Annotated in this window: 13 protein-coding genes, 1 tRNA gene and 1 pseudogene; 7 read left to right on the top strand and 8 right to left on the bottom strand. The window is 70.1% G+C overall.

What is annotated here, in order from left to right; all coding sequences use genetic code 11:
* Nucleotides 1–778: 778 nt before the first annotated feature.
* The 3 genes from O7626_RS36170 (at nucleotide 779) to O7626_RS36160 (ending at nucleotide 3577) form a co-directional block, all read left to right on the top strand.
* Nucleotides 779–1159 carry a hypothetical protein gene (locus tag O7626_RS36170; protein ID WP_278065443.1) on the top strand — a complete coding sequence of 127 codons (381 nt, stop codon included), beginning with the start codon at nucleotides 779–781 and terminating at the stop codon, nucleotides 1157–1159.
* A 148-nt stretch (nucleotides 1160–1307) separates the two neighbouring features.
* Nucleotides 1308–2297, top strand: a complete 990-nt coding sequence (locus tag O7626_RS36165; RefSeq protein WP_278065442.1) for an ArsA-related P-loop ATPase — start codon at nucleotides 1308–1310, stop codon at nucleotides 2295–2297.
* A gap of 128 nt (nucleotides 2298–2425) precedes the next feature.
* Nucleotides 2426–3577: an ArsA-related P-loop ATPase gene (locus tag O7626_RS36160; RefSeq protein ID WP_278065441.1), complete on the top strand. Its 1152-nt coding sequence runs from the start codon at nucleotides 2426–2428 to the stop codon at nucleotides 3575–3577.
* A gap of 24 nt (nucleotides 3578–3601) precedes the next feature.
* Here O7626_RS36160 and O7626_RS36155 read toward each other — a convergent pair whose 3' ends face one another.
* Nucleotides 3602–3901, bottom strand: a complete 300-nt coding sequence (locus O7626_RS36155) for a WhiB family transcriptional regulator (RefSeq protein WP_278065440.1) — start codon at nucleotides 3899–3901, stop codon at nucleotides 3602–3604.
* A 408-nt stretch (nucleotides 3902–4309) separates the two neighbouring features.
* Here O7626_RS36155 and O7626_RS36150 point away from each other — a divergent pair, with 408 nt between their 5' ends.
* The gene (locus O7626_RS36150) at nucleotides 4310–6721 is read left to right on the top strand and encodes a transglycosylase domain-containing protein (protein WP_278066474.1); all 2412 of its coding nucleotides are present in this window, start codon (nucleotides 4310–4312) and stop codon (nucleotides 6719–6721) included.
* Between the two features lie 112 nt (nucleotides 6722–6833).
* On the opposite strand, the gene O7626_RS36145 is transcribed toward O7626_RS36150, so the two are convergent.
* Nucleotides 6834–7292, bottom strand: a complete 459-nt coding sequence (locus O7626_RS36145) for a GatB/YqeY domain-containing protein (RefSeq protein ID WP_278065439.1) — start codon at nucleotides 7290–7292, stop codon at nucleotides 6834–6836.
* A 25-nt stretch (nucleotides 7293–7317) separates the two neighbouring features.
* On the opposite strand from O7626_RS36145, the gene O7626_RS36140 reads away from it, so the two are divergent.
* Nucleotides 7318–8211 carry a metallophosphoesterase gene (locus tag O7626_RS36140; RefSeq protein WP_278065438.1) on the top strand — a complete coding sequence of 298 codons (894 nt, stop codon included), beginning with the start codon at nucleotides 7318–7320 and terminating at the stop codon, nucleotides 8209–8211.
* Between the two features lie 96 nt (nucleotides 8212–8307).
* Nucleotides 8308–8384, top strand: a tRNA-Pro gene (locus O7626_RS36135).
* Between the two features lie 113 nt (nucleotides 8385–8497).
* Here the strand turns inward: O7626_RS36135 and O7626_RS36130 are convergent.
* Nucleotides 8498–8693 (bottom strand): annotated as a pseudogene (locus O7626_RS36130) (LacI family transcriptional regulator); the annotation flags it as partial.
* A gap of 112 nt (nucleotides 8694–8805) precedes the next feature.
* Nucleotides 8806–9972, bottom strand: a complete 1167-nt coding sequence (locus O7626_RS36125) for a tetratricopeptide repeat protein (RefSeq protein ID WP_278066473.1) — start codon at nucleotides 9970–9972, stop codon at nucleotides 8806–8808.
* A gap of 283 nt (nucleotides 9973–10255) precedes the next feature.
* Here O7626_RS36125 and O7626_RS36120 point away from each other — a divergent pair, with 283 nt between their 5' ends.
* The gene (locus O7626_RS36120) at nucleotides 10256–11533 is read left to right on the top strand and encodes an IS256 family transposase (RefSeq protein ID WP_278066472.1); all 1278 of its coding nucleotides are present in this window, start codon (nucleotides 10256–10258) and stop codon (nucleotides 11531–11533) included.
* Here the strand turns inward: O7626_RS36120 and O7626_RS36115 are convergent, their stop codons facing one another.
* The 4 genes from O7626_RS36115 to O7626_RS36100 form a co-directional block, all read right to left on the bottom strand.
* Nucleotides 11534–12910: a hypothetical protein gene (locus tag O7626_RS36115; protein WP_278065437.1), complete on the bottom strand. Its 1377-nt coding sequence runs from the start codon at nucleotides 12908–12910 to the stop codon at nucleotides 11534–11536.
* Nucleotides 12911–12975: 65 nt separating this feature from the next.
* Nucleotides 12976–13353, bottom strand: coding sequence for a hypothetical protein (locus O7626_RS36110; RefSeq protein WP_278065436.1), 378 nt, complete (start codon nucleotides 13351–13353; stop codon nucleotides 12976–12978).
* 325 nt (nucleotides 13354–13678) lie between these two features.
* Nucleotides 13679–14323, bottom strand: a complete 645-nt coding sequence (locus O7626_RS36105; RefSeq protein WP_278065435.1) for an alpha/beta hydrolase — start codon at nucleotides 14321–14323, stop codon at nucleotides 13679–13681.
* 35 nt (nucleotides 14324–14358) lie between these two features.
* Nucleotides 14359–15498: a DUF6596 domain-containing protein gene (locus O7626_RS36100; protein WP_278065434.1), complete on the bottom strand. Its 1140-nt coding sequence runs from the start codon at nucleotides 15496–15498 to the stop codon at nucleotides 14359–14361.
* Nucleotides 15499–15504: the final 6 nt, after the last annotated feature.

Below are 15504 nucleotides of genomic sequence, written 5' to 3'. Positions count from 1 at the left end.
CGAGCCCCCGCCGCCGGACGAGTCGACTCGTCCGATCGCGGTGGATGCGACGGAACGACCGGCAGACGCCTCGGCGGCGGCAGACAGACCGGCCGGGGCCGGGCCGGCCGAGGACGAGTCCGACGAGGAACCGGTCGAGCGGGTTCCGACCTCACCGGAGCTGCCGACCCAGCGGATCGCCCCGCCAACCCGACCGACCCCAGCAGCCTCGGGAGACACGACCGCTCCGGAAGACACGACCGCTCCGGTAGACACGACGACCCCGGCGGAGACGACGACCCCGGCGGAGACGACGACCCCGGCGGACAGGACTCCCTCGGCGGCCGCGACCGCACTGTTGGCTCCCCCTGCTGCTGAGGCAACTGCCCGCCTGGGTCCGACGCAAGCCACCGAACCGACCGGGGCGACGGAAGCGACCGAGGCGACCGGGGCGACCGGGGCGACGGAAGCGACCGAGGCGACCGCGCCGATGGACCCGGGGATGACGGCGGACGCCCCGTCGGCGCCGCCGATGCCGGCCGACCCACCGCCCTCCAGCCCACCCAGCTCCGCCCCGCCGGTGTCGACGCCACCCGGACACGGGGCGCCGGGGACGCCGATACCAGGACAGCCCGGTCCGGCTGGCTATTACGCCGGGCAGCCTGGACCAGGACCGGCCGGGCCGGGCTATCCGGTACCTCCCGCTCATCCGCCGGCCGCACCCGCCGCCCGCTGGCAGAAACGGCGCGGCCTGGTCGTCGCATCGGTCGCACTGGCCGTCACACTGCTCCTCTGCGTAGTGGGCGCGGTCTCCGCCGTACTGGTGATCCGGGGTGCGGAGCAGGGTGAGGGGGCTGGCGACCCGGTCGTCGCCGTGGACGAGTTCCTGACCGCCGTGTACGGCGAACGGGACGCCGACCGGGCGAGCAGCCTGGTCTGCTCGGCCGCCCGGGACGCCGACGCGATCGCCGCGAAAATCCAGGAGGTGGCGAACTTCGCCGGGCGGTACGACACCGCGCGGTTCCGGTGGACCACACCCAGGGTCGACGAGCAGACCGCCGACCGGGCCGTCGTGTCGACCAGACTGACCATGACGACCGGCGACGAGCGGTCGGTGGAACAGCAGCTGACCTTCGTGGTGGTGCGCGAAACCGGCTGGTGGGTCTGCGACGTCGCCTGATGCCCCGCCGCCCCGGCCCGCCAGGTCCGCGTCGGGACCTCGCCGGGACCGCATCGGGACGCATCGGGACCGCGTCGGGGCTGATCCGGCCGGCCGGCGGCCATGCTCCCGGGGCTGGCCGTGCTCCGGCGCTGGTTAGGCTCGGAGGATGCGAGTGGGCGAGGAGTCGGGCGATCGGGTGGACGCCGACCGGGCGAGTGCCCGGTGGCCGGCCCGGCTGCACGTGATCACCGGTAAGGGCGGGACCGGCAAGACCACTGTCGCCGCCGGGCTGGCACTGGCGCTGGCCAGCGGTGGTCGCCGTACCCTGCTCGTCGAGGTGGAGAGCCGGCAGGGCATCGCCCAGCTCTTCGGCACCGACCCGCTGCCGTACGAGGAGCGGTCGATCGCCACCGCCCCTGGCGGCGGTGAGGTGCGCGCGCTGGCCGTCGACTCCGAGGAGGCGCTCCTGGAGTACCTCGACATGTTCTACAAGCTCGGGGCGGCCGGCCGGGCACTGCGCAAGCTCGGCGCCATCGACTTCGCCACCACGATCGCACCGGGGCTGCGGGACGTACTGCTCACCGGCAAGGTCAAGGAGGCCACCACCCGGACGGCGGACCGGCGCCGGGTGTACGACGCGGTGGTGCTGGACGCTCCGCCGACCGGTCGGATCGGCCGGTTCCTGAACGTCACGGCCGAGACCGCCCGGCTGGCCAAGGTCGGCCCGATCAAGACCCAGAGCGAGGGGGTGGCGGCACTGCTGCGCTCCCCGATGACCTCGGTACACGTGGTCACGCTGCTGGAGGAGATGCCGGTCCAGGAGACCATCGACGCGATCACCGACCTGAACGGCCTGCGGATCCCGGTCGGCCGGGTGATCCTGAACGCGACCCGTCCGCCGCTGCTGGCCGGCAGGGTCAGCCAGGCGGAACTGCGCCGGGGGCTGGCCGCCGCCGGGTTGCCGACCGACCGGGCGACCGTCGCCGGCCTGCACGCCGAGGCCCGGGACCAGCTCGTCCGGCGGGAGTTGGAGGAGTCGCTCCGGGCTGACCTGGTCGAACTCGGGTTGCCCCTGGTGGAGCTGCCGCTGCTGGCCGAAGGAGTGGACCGCACCGGCCTGGACCTCATCGCCCACACGCTGCTCACCGCCGACTGAGGTGTAAGGAAGGGCCCCCTCTACAACGAAAAGCGATAACCGGGGGCCCTTCCTTACACCTCAGAGCCGATTGACTCACACCTGAGTGGCACCACGCCGTCGGCGGCGCGTCGTCCCGATACGCTCGGTTGGTGCGTCCCGATCACCCAGTGCCGGAGCTGGACATCGACCAGATCCTCGCCGACCCAGGCGTCCGGATCGTGGTCTGCTGCGGCTCGGGCGGGGTGGGCAAGACCACCACGGCGGCCGCCCTCGCGCTCCGGGCGGCCGAGCGGCACGGCCGGCGTACGGTGGTGCTGACCATCGACCCGGCCCGACGGCTGGCCCAGTCGCTCGGGCTCAACGAGCTGGACAACACTCCCCGGCAGGTCAAGGGGATCGACGTCGAGGCGAGCGGCGGCGAGCTGCACGCCATGATGCTGGACATGAAGCGGACCTTCGACGACGTGGTGCTCGCGCACACCGATCCGGCGAAGGCGGCGGAGATCTTCGCGAACCCGTTCTACCAGGCGATGAGTTCGACCTTCGCCGGTACCCAGGAATACATGGCGATGGAGAAGCTGGGCCAGTTGCACGCCCGGGGCGAGTGGGACCTGATCGTGGTCGACACCCCGCCGTCCCGGTCGGCCCTGGACTTCCTGGACGCGCCGGCCCGGCTCTCCCGGTTCCTGGACGGCCGGATGCTGCGGCTGCTGCTGGCACCGGCCCGCAGCGGTGGACGGAGCATGTTCAGCCTGGTCACCGCCTCGTTCGGGATGTTCTCCCGGGTGGTGCAGAAGGTGCTCGGCGCCCAGTTGCTCACTGACCTGTCCGGCTTCGTGGCGGCGCTCGACTCGATGTTCGGGGGCTTCCGGCAGCGCGCCGAGCAGACGTACCGGGTGCTCCAGGCCCGGGAGACGGCGTTCGTGCTGGTGGCGGTGCCGGAGCCGGACGCGGTCCGGGAGGCGGCGTACTTCGCGGGCCGGCTCGGCCAGGAGCGGATGCCGCTGGCCGGTCTGGTGCTCAACCGGGTGCACCGGCCGGCGGTGGAGCGGCCCACCGCGGCCGAGAGCCTGGCCGCGGCCGAGCGGCTGGTGGAGCTGGGCGGCCACGAGTCGACCGTCGAGACCCTGTTGGCGCACGCCGCGCTGGTGCAGCAGGCGGCGCGGGAGCGGCGGGTCGCCCGGGTCTTCACGGACGCCTTCCCGGCGGTACCGACGGTGGCGGTGACGGCTCAGCCCGCCGACGTGCACGACGTCGACGGGCTGCGCACGATAGGTGCCGCGATCAGCCGGCGGTGACCGGCTGTCAGCCGGTGTCGCCAGCTACGCGCCGGCGTTGACCAGGACCTTGTCCTTGTTCTTCAAGGCCGCTTCGAACATCTTGCGCCAGCTCGCCACCTGCGGGTGACGACGCAGCAGCGCCCGACGTTCGCGTTCGGTCATGCCACCCCACACGCCGAACTCGATGCGGTTGTCGAGCGCGTCGGCCAGGCACTCGTACCGCACCGGGCAGCTGCGGCAGATCCGCTTCGCCACGTTCTGTTCGGCGCCCTGCACGAACAGCGCGTCAGGATCACCGTTCTGACACGCCGCCAACGTGGGCCAATCTGTGATCATGCCCATCTGTTCCTGTCCCCCCTTGCAGTCCCGCTACCGACCAGAGCCGGTCAGCCGGCGATAACCCCCCGGCCATCCGTGCCGCCCTCCCCCGGGCACCACGGACGACATGCGTTTCTCTCGCCCGACCATCATGCTCTGTAGTCAATCGATTACGCAACGTTGTCAGCCAAATCCGTCAACCCGGACATTTATTGACGCATCATCCGGCAATCCGGCCCTGACTACCCGGCCGCGATCTGCGAAAACGCTGCGGAGACTTCCCGGAGGGAGGAGACTCTGCAGCAAGGAGCCCGCAACCGCGCACCAGGGGTCGTGCGTTTAACACAACGAGGCCAGCGCCCGCAGGAAATGGGGAAAGTACGCAGGGCGCGCCCGCTGTGTCGACTCACGTACCCTGTCGAGGTGACCTGGATGCGGAAGCGTGACCACAATGTCTTCACGAACGCCGCGTCGCTGCTGATCTGTGGGCTGCTGGCCGGCGTGGTGGTTGCCGCGGCCGCGTTCCCCGCGGTGGCGATGTCCGGGCTGGCCGCCAAGGCCGGCGCGGAGACGTTCGACAAGCTGCCCACCGAGCTGACCGTCAAGAAGGCGCCGCAGATCAGTTACCTCTACGCATCCGACGGCAAGACGCCGCTCGCCACGATGTACGACGAGAACCGCCGCGACGTGCCGCTCAAGGACGTCGCGCCGGTGGTCGCACAGGCACTGGTCGCAGCCGAGGACAAGCGCTTCTACGAGCACAACGGCGTCGACGTCAGCGGCGTCGCCCGGGCGTTCGTGGCGAACAACCAGGCCGGGGTCACCACCCAGGGTGCATCCACGCTCACCATGCAGTACGTCCGGCTCACCATCGCCTACTCGGCGACCCACCCGCAGGACGTGGTGGCGGCCACTGAGGACACCAGCATCCGGAAGGTGCGCGAGATGCGGTACGCCCTGCAACTCGACGCCGACCTGAGCAAGGACGAGATCCTGGAGGGCTACCTCAACATCGCCCCGTTCGGCAACGGCGCCTACGGCATCTTCGCCGCCAGCCAGGTGTACTTCGGCAAGCATCCGAAGAACCTGAAGCTCGAAGAGGCCGCGATGCTGGCCGGGATGGTGAAGGCCCCCTCGGAGAACGACCCGACCACCAAGAGCGGCTACCCGGCGGCCGTCGAGCGGCGCAACTGGGTGCTCGACCAGATGGTGGAGACCAAGGCGATCACCGCCGAGGAGGCCGAGAAGACCAAGGCGATCAAGCTGGTGGTCAAGGACAAGCGCACCCCGAACGGCTGCGTCGACGTCGGCAAGAACGACTGGGGCTTCTTCTGCGACTTCTTCTACCGCTGGTGGATGCAGCAGGAGACCTTCGGCCGTACCCAGTACGACCGGGAGCGGCGGCTCAAGAGCGGCGGCTACACCGTGGTCACCACGCTGGACGCCAGGACGCAGAAGGCCGCCAAGGACGCCGTCGAGCGCAACGTCAAGACGGGCAAGAAGGAAGCCATGATGGTGGCGGCGGTCGAGCCCGGCACCGGGCGGGTCCGCGCGCTGGCGGTGAACCGGAACTACAAGCTCGACGACCCGAACAAGCCGCAAAACAAGATCAGCACGAACCCGGCGAAAAAGAAGAAGAAGATCCGGGGTACGTACCCGAACACCACCAACCCGCTGCTCACCGGCGGCGGCGACATCACCGGCTACCAGGCCGGCTCGACCTTCAAGATCTTCACCATCGTGGCGGCGCTGGAGAACGGCTACCCGCTGGAGTGGAGCATGAACGCCAAGCAGGTCGCCCAGACGAAGTACATCGTCGAACGGGGCTCGAAGGCCGCCTGCTCGGGCACGAACAAGTACTGCCCGCAGAACGCCAGCAAGAGCATGGCCGGCGTACACAACATGTGGAGCGCGTTCGGCTCGTCGGTGAACACCTTCTTCGTGCCGCTCCAGGAGCGGGTCGGCGCGGCCAAGGTGGTCGACGCGGCGAAGCGGATGGGCATCACCTTCCGGGCCAGCAACGACGCGAACTTCGCCGCCACCAAGCAGGCCGCGGACGGCTGGGGCGCGTTCACCCTCGGCGTCTCCCAGACGACCCCGCTGGAGCTGGCCAACGCGTACGCCACGCTGGCCGCCGACGGCAAGTACTGCGAGCCGATCCCGGTGCAGCTGATCCGGGACCAGGAGGGCAACAAGCTCGACATCGCCAACCCGCGCTGCGCACAGAACATCAAGACCGAGGTGGCCCGGGCCGCCGTGGACGCGGCCCGCTGCCCGGTCGGCGACCGCTCCGCCACCACCCGCTGCAAGGGCGCCACCGCCCCCAACGTGCGGGGCGCCGTCGGCAAGCCGGTCGCCGGCAAGAGCGGCACCACCGACAGCGAGAAGAGCGCCTCCCTGGTGGTGATGACCAAGCAGCTCGCGGTCGCCGGCATCCTCGCCGACCCGGACTGGGCCGAGACCACCCAGAACATGGGGCACAACGAGCCGGGCGGCGTCAACCACGCCGTCTACCAGACGCTCCGCGACGCGATGAAGGGCAAGCCGACGATCCAGTTCACCCCGCCCGGCGGTAAGACCCTCAAAGGTGACCAGCGGAACATCCCGAACGTCAAGTGCCAGCCGATCCAGACCGCGCTCTCCCGGGTCCGGGGCGCCGGGTTCGACGCGGAGGTGGGCGGCCAGGTCGACTCGACCTGCCCGGCCGGCACCGCCGCCGGCACCAGCCCCGAGGGTCGGACGATCAAGGGCGGAGCCGTGAGCATCGAGGTAAGCAACGGCAAGGCACCGGCCGGCGACACGGCGGGCGGCCCCGGCGGCCCCCGACCACCCGGCCGCCGCTGACCGGGTACGACGAGGACGGGCGGGCACCCCGAGCCGGGGTGCCCGCCCGTCGCACGTCAACCGGCGCGGTGCGCTGTTGCGCGGGCGCCTGGGGCGCTGGTGCGCGTGGCTGTCAGCCGGCGCCGAGCTGCCGGCGTACCTCGGCAGCCACCCGACCGCCCTCGGCCCGGCCCGCCACCGCGGCCTGGGCCGCCTTCATCGCCGGGCCCATCTGGCCGCGATCGGTGAAGCCGCCGCCGGCCAGCGCCCCCGCGACCAGCTCGGCCAGCTCCTCGTCGGCGAGCTGCTTCGGCAGGTACCGGTCCAGCACCTCGCCCTCGGCCCGCTCCCGCTCGGCCTGCTCGGCCCGCCCGGCGTCACCGAAGGCGGTCGCCGCCTCACGGCGCTTCTTCGCCTCCTTGGTCAGCACCGCCAGCACCTCGGAATCGGACAGCTCCCGCTTCTGGCTGCCGGCAACCTCGGCGGTGCCGATCGCCGCCAGCGCCATCCGCAGCGTCGAGGTGGTCAGCTCGTCCCGAGCCTTGAGCGCGGAACGCATGTCCGTGGTCAGGAGGTCCTTCAGGGTGCCCATGGAGGGTCAAACTACCCTGAGCGGCATGCGAAAGCGCACAGTATTCCGGCTGGCCGCCGGCACCGTCGTCGCGGGCGGCGCCGTCCTGGCGTACGCCTCGCTGGTCGAGCGCAACCTGTTCACCCTGCGCCGGTACGACGTACCAGTACTCGCCACCGACGCCGAGCCACTGCGCATCCTGCACCTGTCGGACCTGCACATGATGCCGGACCAGCGCCGCAAGCAGTCCTGGGTCGCCTCGCTCGCCGCCACCGACCCGGATCTGGTGGTGGTGACCGGGGACAACCTGGCCCACCCCGACGCGGTCCCCGGGGCACTCCGGGCGCTGCAACCGATGCTCGACTACCCCGGTGCCTTCGTCTTCGGCTCCAACGACTACCGGGGACCGGTCTGGAAGAACCCGTTCAGCTACCTGCTGCCCGAGCGGGAGTACGTGCAGGGCGTCGAGCTGCCCGCCGAGGACCTCCGGGAGGTACTCGTCGGCGCCGGCTGGGCGGACCTGAACAACGCCCGTACGTCGATCAAGGCCGGCGGGCGGCAGGTCGAGCTGGTCGGCGTCGACGACCCGCACGTCGAACGGGACGACTACCCCTCGGTCGCCGGACCGGTGCCGGCGGGAGCCGACCTCGCCATCGGGGTGACCCATTCCCCGCAGCCCCGGGTGCTGGACCAGATGGCCGCCGACGGCTTCACGCTGCTGCTCGCCGGCCACACCCACGGGGGTCAGGTCCGGGTCCCGCTGGTCGGCGCGCTCACCACCAACTGCGATCTGCCCCGCTCGATGGCCCGGGGCCTGCACCGCTGGCCCGGGACGGACGCCTGGTTACACGTCTCCGCCGGCCTCGGCACCCACCCCACCGCCCCGGTACGGTTCGCCTGCCGGCCGGAGGCGTCACTGCTGACCCTGATCCCGCGCTGAGCTGCCCGGCCGGCCGCGGGCGTGGGCCGGGACGCACCGGGGCGGATACCGAATTTGCCCGGCGGGGCGGGTGGGCTACTATTGCTCGGCACGCCTCGGGGTGTGGCGCAGCTTGGTAGCGCGCTTCGTTCGGGACGAAGAGGTCGTCGGTTCGAATCCGGCCACCCCGACCAGAGTAAGTGCAGGTCAGGCCCGGTATCATTGCTGGTGATACCGGGCCTGATCCGTCTCCCGGATCGTCTTGGGAGAAATCTGGGAGACGATCTTGAATTCGCCTCCCAGCGACCTACCGCCGGGCCTTCGACAGGCGGTCCAGGACCGGCACCGGAGAGCCGGCGGCCAGTTCCCGGCGGGCCGCTAGGCGGTCTCCCAAAGGCCGGTCAGATCTCCCCCATGAGCCGCTGACGCATCTCCGGCGTGACATGCGAGTACCGCGTCTGCACCGACCCGTCCTCATGCCCCATCCGCTCGTCCATGAGCTTCTAGCCGAATCCGCTATCTGGATGACACGGCGCTTCGTCCGCGGGGGCGGCGGGTGTCGGAAAGCGGGGCGCCCCTTGTGTCCGCCGAGAGCGCCCAAGCCGTCGGAAGAGTTCAGGCAACGGGATCGTCTGCTGCGTCCAGCAGGCGCCGGAGCTTAAGCGTGGAGGGGTGTTCGTCGCCCAGGGTCCGCCGCCGGATGTCGTAGACGGCCTGGTACTCGGTGCGGGCCTGCTCGTAATCACCCTGGGCATGGAGCACCCTGGCCAGCTCATGCCGGCTGGCGAGGGTGTCAGGGTGTTCGTCGCCCAGGGTTCGCCGCGCGATGTCGTAGATGGCCTGGTGCTCGGTGCGGGCCAGCTCGTAGTCACCCTGGGCATGGAGCACCCTGGCCAGGCTGTGTCGGGTGGTGAGAGTGGACGGGTGTTCGTCGCCGAGGGTCCGCCGCCAGATGTCGTAGACGGCCTGGTGCTCGGTGCGGGCCAGCTCGTAGTCACCCTGGGCATGGAGCACCCTGGCCAGCTCATGCCGGCTGGCGAGGGTGTCAGGGTGTTCGTCGCCCAGGGTTCGCCGCGCGATGTCGTAGATGGCCTGGTGCTCGGTGCGGGCCTGCTCGTAATCACCCTGGGCATGGAGCACCCTGGCCAGCTCATGTCGGGTGATGAGGGTGTCGGGGTGTTCGCCGCCGAGAATCCGCCGCGCGATGTCGTAGATGGCCTGGTGCTCGGTGCGGGCCTGCTCGTAGTCGCCCTGGTCGTGGAGCACGTTTGCCAGGTTGTGTCGGGTGATGAGGGTGTCGGGGTGTTCAGCGCCCAGGGTCCGCCGCCAGATGTCGTAGACGGCCTGGTACCCGGTGCGGGCCAGCTCGTAGTCACCCTGGGCATGGAGCACCCTGGCCAGCTCATGCCGGCTGGCGAGGGTGTCAGGGTGTTCGTCGCCCAGGGTTCGCCGCGCGATGTCGTAGATGGCCTGGTGCTCGGTGCGGGCCTGCTCGTAGTCACCCTGGGCATGGAGCACCCTGGCCAGCTCGTGTCGGCTGGTGAGGGTGTCGGGGTGTTCGCCGCCGAGAATCCGCCCCCGGATGTCGTAGATCGCCTGGTACCCGGTGCGGGCCTGCTCGTAGTCACCCTGATCGTGGAGCACGTTTGCCAGGTTGTGTCGGGTGGTGAGAGTGGAGGGGTGTTCGGCGCCGAGGGTCCGCCGCTCGATGTCGTAGATGGCCTGGTACCCGGTGCGGGCCTGCTCGTAGTCGCCCTGGGCATGCGTCGCCCGAGCCGCCAGCCCAGCAGAGGGGCTTGTAGAGAGATCTGTGTAACGGATTGAGGGGAATATCCGTTATGGCCGGTAGGAGCCGGTCGGCACAGACAGGACAAGTGTGATGACTATGTCGATGATCAACCCGCGGAGTGAGGGCCTGGCGGTGGACGCCGAGGAGCTGGGGGGGGTGCGGGAACGGATCGCCGCTGACGGGCCGAGGCTGCCCCTGGCCGGCCCGGTACTCGATGAGGAAGCCGCGAAGCGGGCCGCGCGGAAGGCGGTCGCGGATCTGGTCGACGATCAGGCGATGGACGCGGTGTTGGCGCAGGTCAAGGGTGACGGACTGCGGCTGACCGGGCCGGGTGGGTTCCTGTCGGAGTTGGTCAAGGCCGTTCTCGAACGCGGGTTGCGGGCCGAGTTGACCGAGCATCTCGGCTACGGCAAGCATGATCCGGTCGGTAAGGGCTCCGGGAACTCGCGGAACGGGCACACGCCGAAGACGGTGCAGACCGAGGTCGGGCCGGTCGAGGTGCGGGTGCCGAGGGACCGGGCGGGCACGTTCACCCCGGTGCTGTTGCCGAAGAACACCCGCCGTCTGGGTGGCCTCTCGGATGTGGTCATCAGCTTGTACGCGGGTGGGATGACGGTGCGGGACATCTCGCATCATCTGCACCGGGTGTACGGCACCGAGGTCGGTCCGGACACCATCTCCACCATCACCGACGAAGTCCTGGAAGAGGTGAAGGCGTGGCAGACCCGGCCCCTCGATGAGGTGTACCCGATCGTCTACGTCGACGCGCTGATGGTGAAGGTCCGCGACGGCGGCACGGTGCGGAACAAGGCCTGCTACCTCGTGGTCGGCGTGGGTGTGGACGGGGTCAAGCACGTCCTCGGGATCTGGGTCCAGCAGGCCGAGGGGGCCAAATTTTGGATGCAGGTCTGCACCGAACTGCGTAACCGTGGCGTACGGGACGTGCTCATCGCCTGCTGTGACGGGCTGACCGGCCTACCCGAGGCGATCGAGGCCGTGTGGCCGCACACCACCGTGCAAACCTGCGTGGTACACCTGATCAGGGCGGCGATGAAATTCGTGTCCTACAAGGACAGGCGGGCGATGGTCACCGCGCTCAAGGAGATCTACACCGCGCCGACGGTCGAAGCCGCGGAGACGGCCCTGCTCGGCTTCGCCGACAGCCCGCTCGGCAAGCGGTACCCCGCCGCCGTCGCCGTCTGGGAACGCGCCTGGGACCGCTTCACCCCGTTCCTGGCCTTCCCACCCGAGGTGAGGCGGATCATCTACACCACCAACGCGATCGAGTCGTTCAACTACCAGATCCGCAAGGTGATCAAGAACCGGGGACACTTCCCCACCGACGACGCCGTGGTCAAGCTGATCTGGCTGGCCATCGCCGACATCGAGGACAAACGAGCCCGGCAACGCGCTGCCGAGGCCGGCAAACCCCGCACCCAGGCCCGACAGGCACCGCCCCGTCTCGTCGAAGGCGCCGGCGTCCATGGCTGGAAGCAGGCCCTCAACTCGCTGGACATCTTCTTCCCAGACCGTATCCCCATCAATGTCCGATAGTTAGACAGGATAGGAAGTTACACAGACAATCGGACAGGCTCCAGCAGAGCGGGCCGCCCAGCGAACCAAGTCCGAGGATGGACATTCGATGCGGGACACTCGCCGCAACAGCTCGAACGCATGCGGGGCGAGTAGCTGCCACAGCGGCCACCGCTGCGGATCCTCGGGTAATCCCGTCGACTCACCGTCAGTGGCCGAATAGATCGCCAGCGCCGCGAGCGTTTCAACATCGGGGGAATTGTCGTCGTGCGAGGCGGCGAAGGTGTCCAGACTGGCCGCCCGCACCGCCGGATGCAAGGTCAACACCCGCTGAACATCCACACCGGCCGCGACATCGATCAACGCCATGTCTGCCAGCGCCTCCAACAACCGGGAGACGTCCCCAGCGCTGACACCTCCCAGCACCCTCGACCGGCTGAGCACCTCAGGATCAAGCAGCAACCGGAACGGTACCGGCGCCTCAGCGAACTGCGCCAACAACCGCAGCAACACCTCCGCATGCGCCAGACCCCGCCTCGCCAACAGGTCCAGCGAAAGCGTCAACGCCCGGCTGGTCACCTCCTCCGCCATCTCCTGACCCGCCACGAACCGACGCCCACCAGCGGCCCGCAGCACCGCCAGGTATTCAACGAACGTCGCCGGACGGCCAGGCTCGGGCAGCAGCGCCGCCCTCGTAGCCGCCAGATACGCCCCCGCCAACCGCAACGCCAGCGGCAACCCGCCCAACCAGCGAGCCAACGCCCGCGCCTCATCACGCCCGCCCGCCTGCTCACCAGCGGCATCCCGCAACACCTCCGCCGCCAGATCCTCATCCAGCATCCCCACCCGCTGCGGGTGACACCACGACGGCCACCCGCCGCTACGGCTGGTCACCACCACCAACCCGACCACCTCAGCCGGCCGCAACCACCCATTCCCATCCGCCAACTGTCCCGACCCCGCAAGCACCTCCGGATCATCAGCGTTGTCAACAACCAGCAACCACCCCGACGCCAACCCTGCCAGCCGCCCCCACAACACATCTCCAAGATCCCCAGCCCGCAGCTCCTGCTCACTCGCACCCGCAAGCCGAGCCACCGCCGTCAACCCCGCCCGACACGACACCTCATCAACCGCCGACACCCACCACACCGGCCCACCATCCGACCGCGCGCACACCTCCAACGCGATCGACGTCTTTCCACACCCGCCGAGCCCGTGCAACACCCGCACCCGCGACCCACCCACACCACCGGTGACCAGCCCAAGCAACTCATCAACCAGTTCATCCCGGCCCCGCAGATGCCGGCTACGCCGTCCCATCGGCGGCGCGACCGACACCACCGGCCGCTCACCATCACCACCCAGGTACACCGCGCCGACAGAACCGATAGCCATCCCCTGACCGGTAGCCGTCAACGCTGTCTGCGCATGCACCGCCACGCGATCAAAGCCGGGCCCAGCTAGGCCGAAGCCGGACCCGGCCTGCGAGGGTTTGCCGTCGACACCGACCCCTGCACCACACCCGCCACCACCGCCTGATCCCGCGCCTCCATCCGCACCTCCCCCGCCGCGAACCCCCGATCACCCGCGACCGGCCCCACCCCAACAGCGCCCCCCAACCCCTCTCCGCCCTCCGCCGGCCCGGGCGGTGGCACCGGACGCCGCCACGCGTACACCGCGATCACCACCCCGGACACGGTGACGAAGAACCCCACCACCGACACCCACCAGGACGCCCGCTCCACACCCTGCGTCGAAAGGAACCGCACGAACAGAGCCAGGCCGGCACCGGCAACCAGCAAACCCACCACAAAGATCACCTTGCGTAGCAGTCGCATCGACACATCATCACCGACCGTCGCAACCAGACCAACACACAAACGACCACCGCAACCACCCCAGAAGACGCACCCACCGGCCCACTCAGCCAAGCATCAGCAGGACCCGGACAGACCCACCTCCACCGCGCTCGTACCCCGTGCCCCCTACGTGCCCGTGGTGCAGGAAAGCAACGGAGAACGATGGTCAACCACAGGCACCATGCCCAGAAAACAAGCCGCTGACCATGGTCCGGGCCGGACCTGACGCGTTTCTCGAATCGCGCGGAGAGAAGCGGGAATAGGAAGACGCCGGCCCGCACCGCAGGGTGGACGGCCAGCACCCTCAATCCAGCAGGTACCCGATCAACCGGTCGGCGAGTTGCTCCGGATGACTGAGCGCAACGCAGTGCCCGCCGTCGATTTCGTCCGGGACGGTGCCGAGCCGGTCGGCGGCCACCCGGCGCTGGAAGTCGGGCAGGAAGAACCGATCCTCGCGGGCGAGGAGCACCCTCGTCGGCACCTCCGGCCAGGCATCCAGCGGCCACGGCTCGTCCCACTCCGCGCTGACCTGCTGCCGAACGTGCGCCGGAGCCTCCGCGACGATTTCGGCTGGCACGCCGTTGTAGAACTGCTGCTCCTCGCTGAGCCCCTCGACGCCGCGGTAACCCGTGTTGTCCCACCAGTCTCCCGGCTTCTCGCCGGGCTTCGGCACCATCGGGGTGAGCAGGACGATCAGCCGCGCCGGCAGTTTGTCGGCGACCAGCGGCGCGGTGAACGCACCGTACGACTGGCCGACGAGCACGAGGTCGCTCCGGTCACCGACCGCGTCGACGACCGTCGAACAGAACTCGGCGAGCCCCGCCGACCTGTCCTCGATCGGCAGCTCCGGCACCACGACGTCGTGGCCACGCCGGGCCAGCTCGGGAACCAGAAGGTGCCAGTCCCAGGCACTGCCCCCGCCGCCGTGGATCAGAACGAAAGTCGCCACGCGCCGAAGCCTCACACACGGGTGCGACAGGACCGTCAGCGGCGCGAGTTGAGCCGGGCGGCCTGCCGGGTCAGGTGGTCGCGCTCGGCGAGGTTGAGCGCCTTCCGGGCGGCCTCGGCATACAGCCGGGCCGCCGTCGCCAGGTCGCCGTCGCGCTCGTGCAGGTACGCCGCCACCGCCGCGTAGCGGGGTAGTGCGTCGTCCAGCGCCGCGAGTTCCGCCAGCCCGGCCCGGGCACCGTCCGCCTCACCGACCGCCACCGCGCGGTTGAGCCGGACCACCGGGCTGTCGGTGAGTCGGGCGAGTTCGTCGTACCACTCGACGATCTGCACCCAGTCGGTCTCCTCGGCGACGGGCGCGTCGGCGTGCAGTGCCGCGATGGCCGCCTGGGCCTGGAACTCGCCAAGCCGGTCGCGGGCCAGCGCCGTCTGGAGGATCGTGACACCCTCGGCGATCGCCCCGGTGTCCCAGCGGCTGCGGTCCTGCTCGGCGAGCGGCACGAGGGTGCCGTCCGGGGCAATCCGGCTGGCCCGGCGGGCGTGGTGCAGCAGCATCAGTGCGAGCAGTCCCGCCACCTCGGGGTGGTCGATCACGGCCGCGAGCTGTCGGGTGAGCCGGATGGCCTCGGCGGCGAGGTCGACGTCGCCGGAGTAGCCCTCGTTGAAGACCAGATAGAGGACACGCAGCACGGTGGCGACGTCGCCGGGCTGGTCGAACCGTACGCCCGAGACGGTGCGCTTGGCCCGGCTGATCCGCTGCGCCATGGTCGCCTCGGGCACCAGGTACGCCTGGGCGATCTGTCGGGTGGTCAGCCCGCCGACGGCGCGCAGCGTGAGCGCCACCGCCGACGACGGCGTCAACGACGGATGGGCACACAGGAAGTAGAGCTGGAGCGTGTCGTCGACCCCGGACGCCGGCCCTGGCGCCGGCTCCTCGTCCACGAGGTCCTCACGGCGGCGGCGGGCGGCGTCCGCCCGGGTCGCGTCGAGGAACCGGCGCCAGGCGACGGTGATCAGCCAGCCCTTCGGGTCCTGCGGCGGGTCCGCCGGCCAGACCCGGACCGCCTCGACCAGCGCGTCCTGCACGGCATCCTCGGCCGCCGCGAAGTCGGCTCCACGACGGACGAGGATGCCGAGCACGCCCGGGGTGAGACTCCGGAGCAGTGCGTCGTCCATCGTCAG

It is taken from the genome of Micromonospora sp. WMMD1102, assembly GCF_029626265.1.
GTDB lineage: Bacteria > Actinomycetota > Actinomycetes > Mycobacteriales > Micromonosporaceae > Plantactinospora.
The sequence above is the reverse complement of the archived record's forward strand: the minus strand, read 5'-3'. Positions and strand labels throughout refer to the sequence as shown.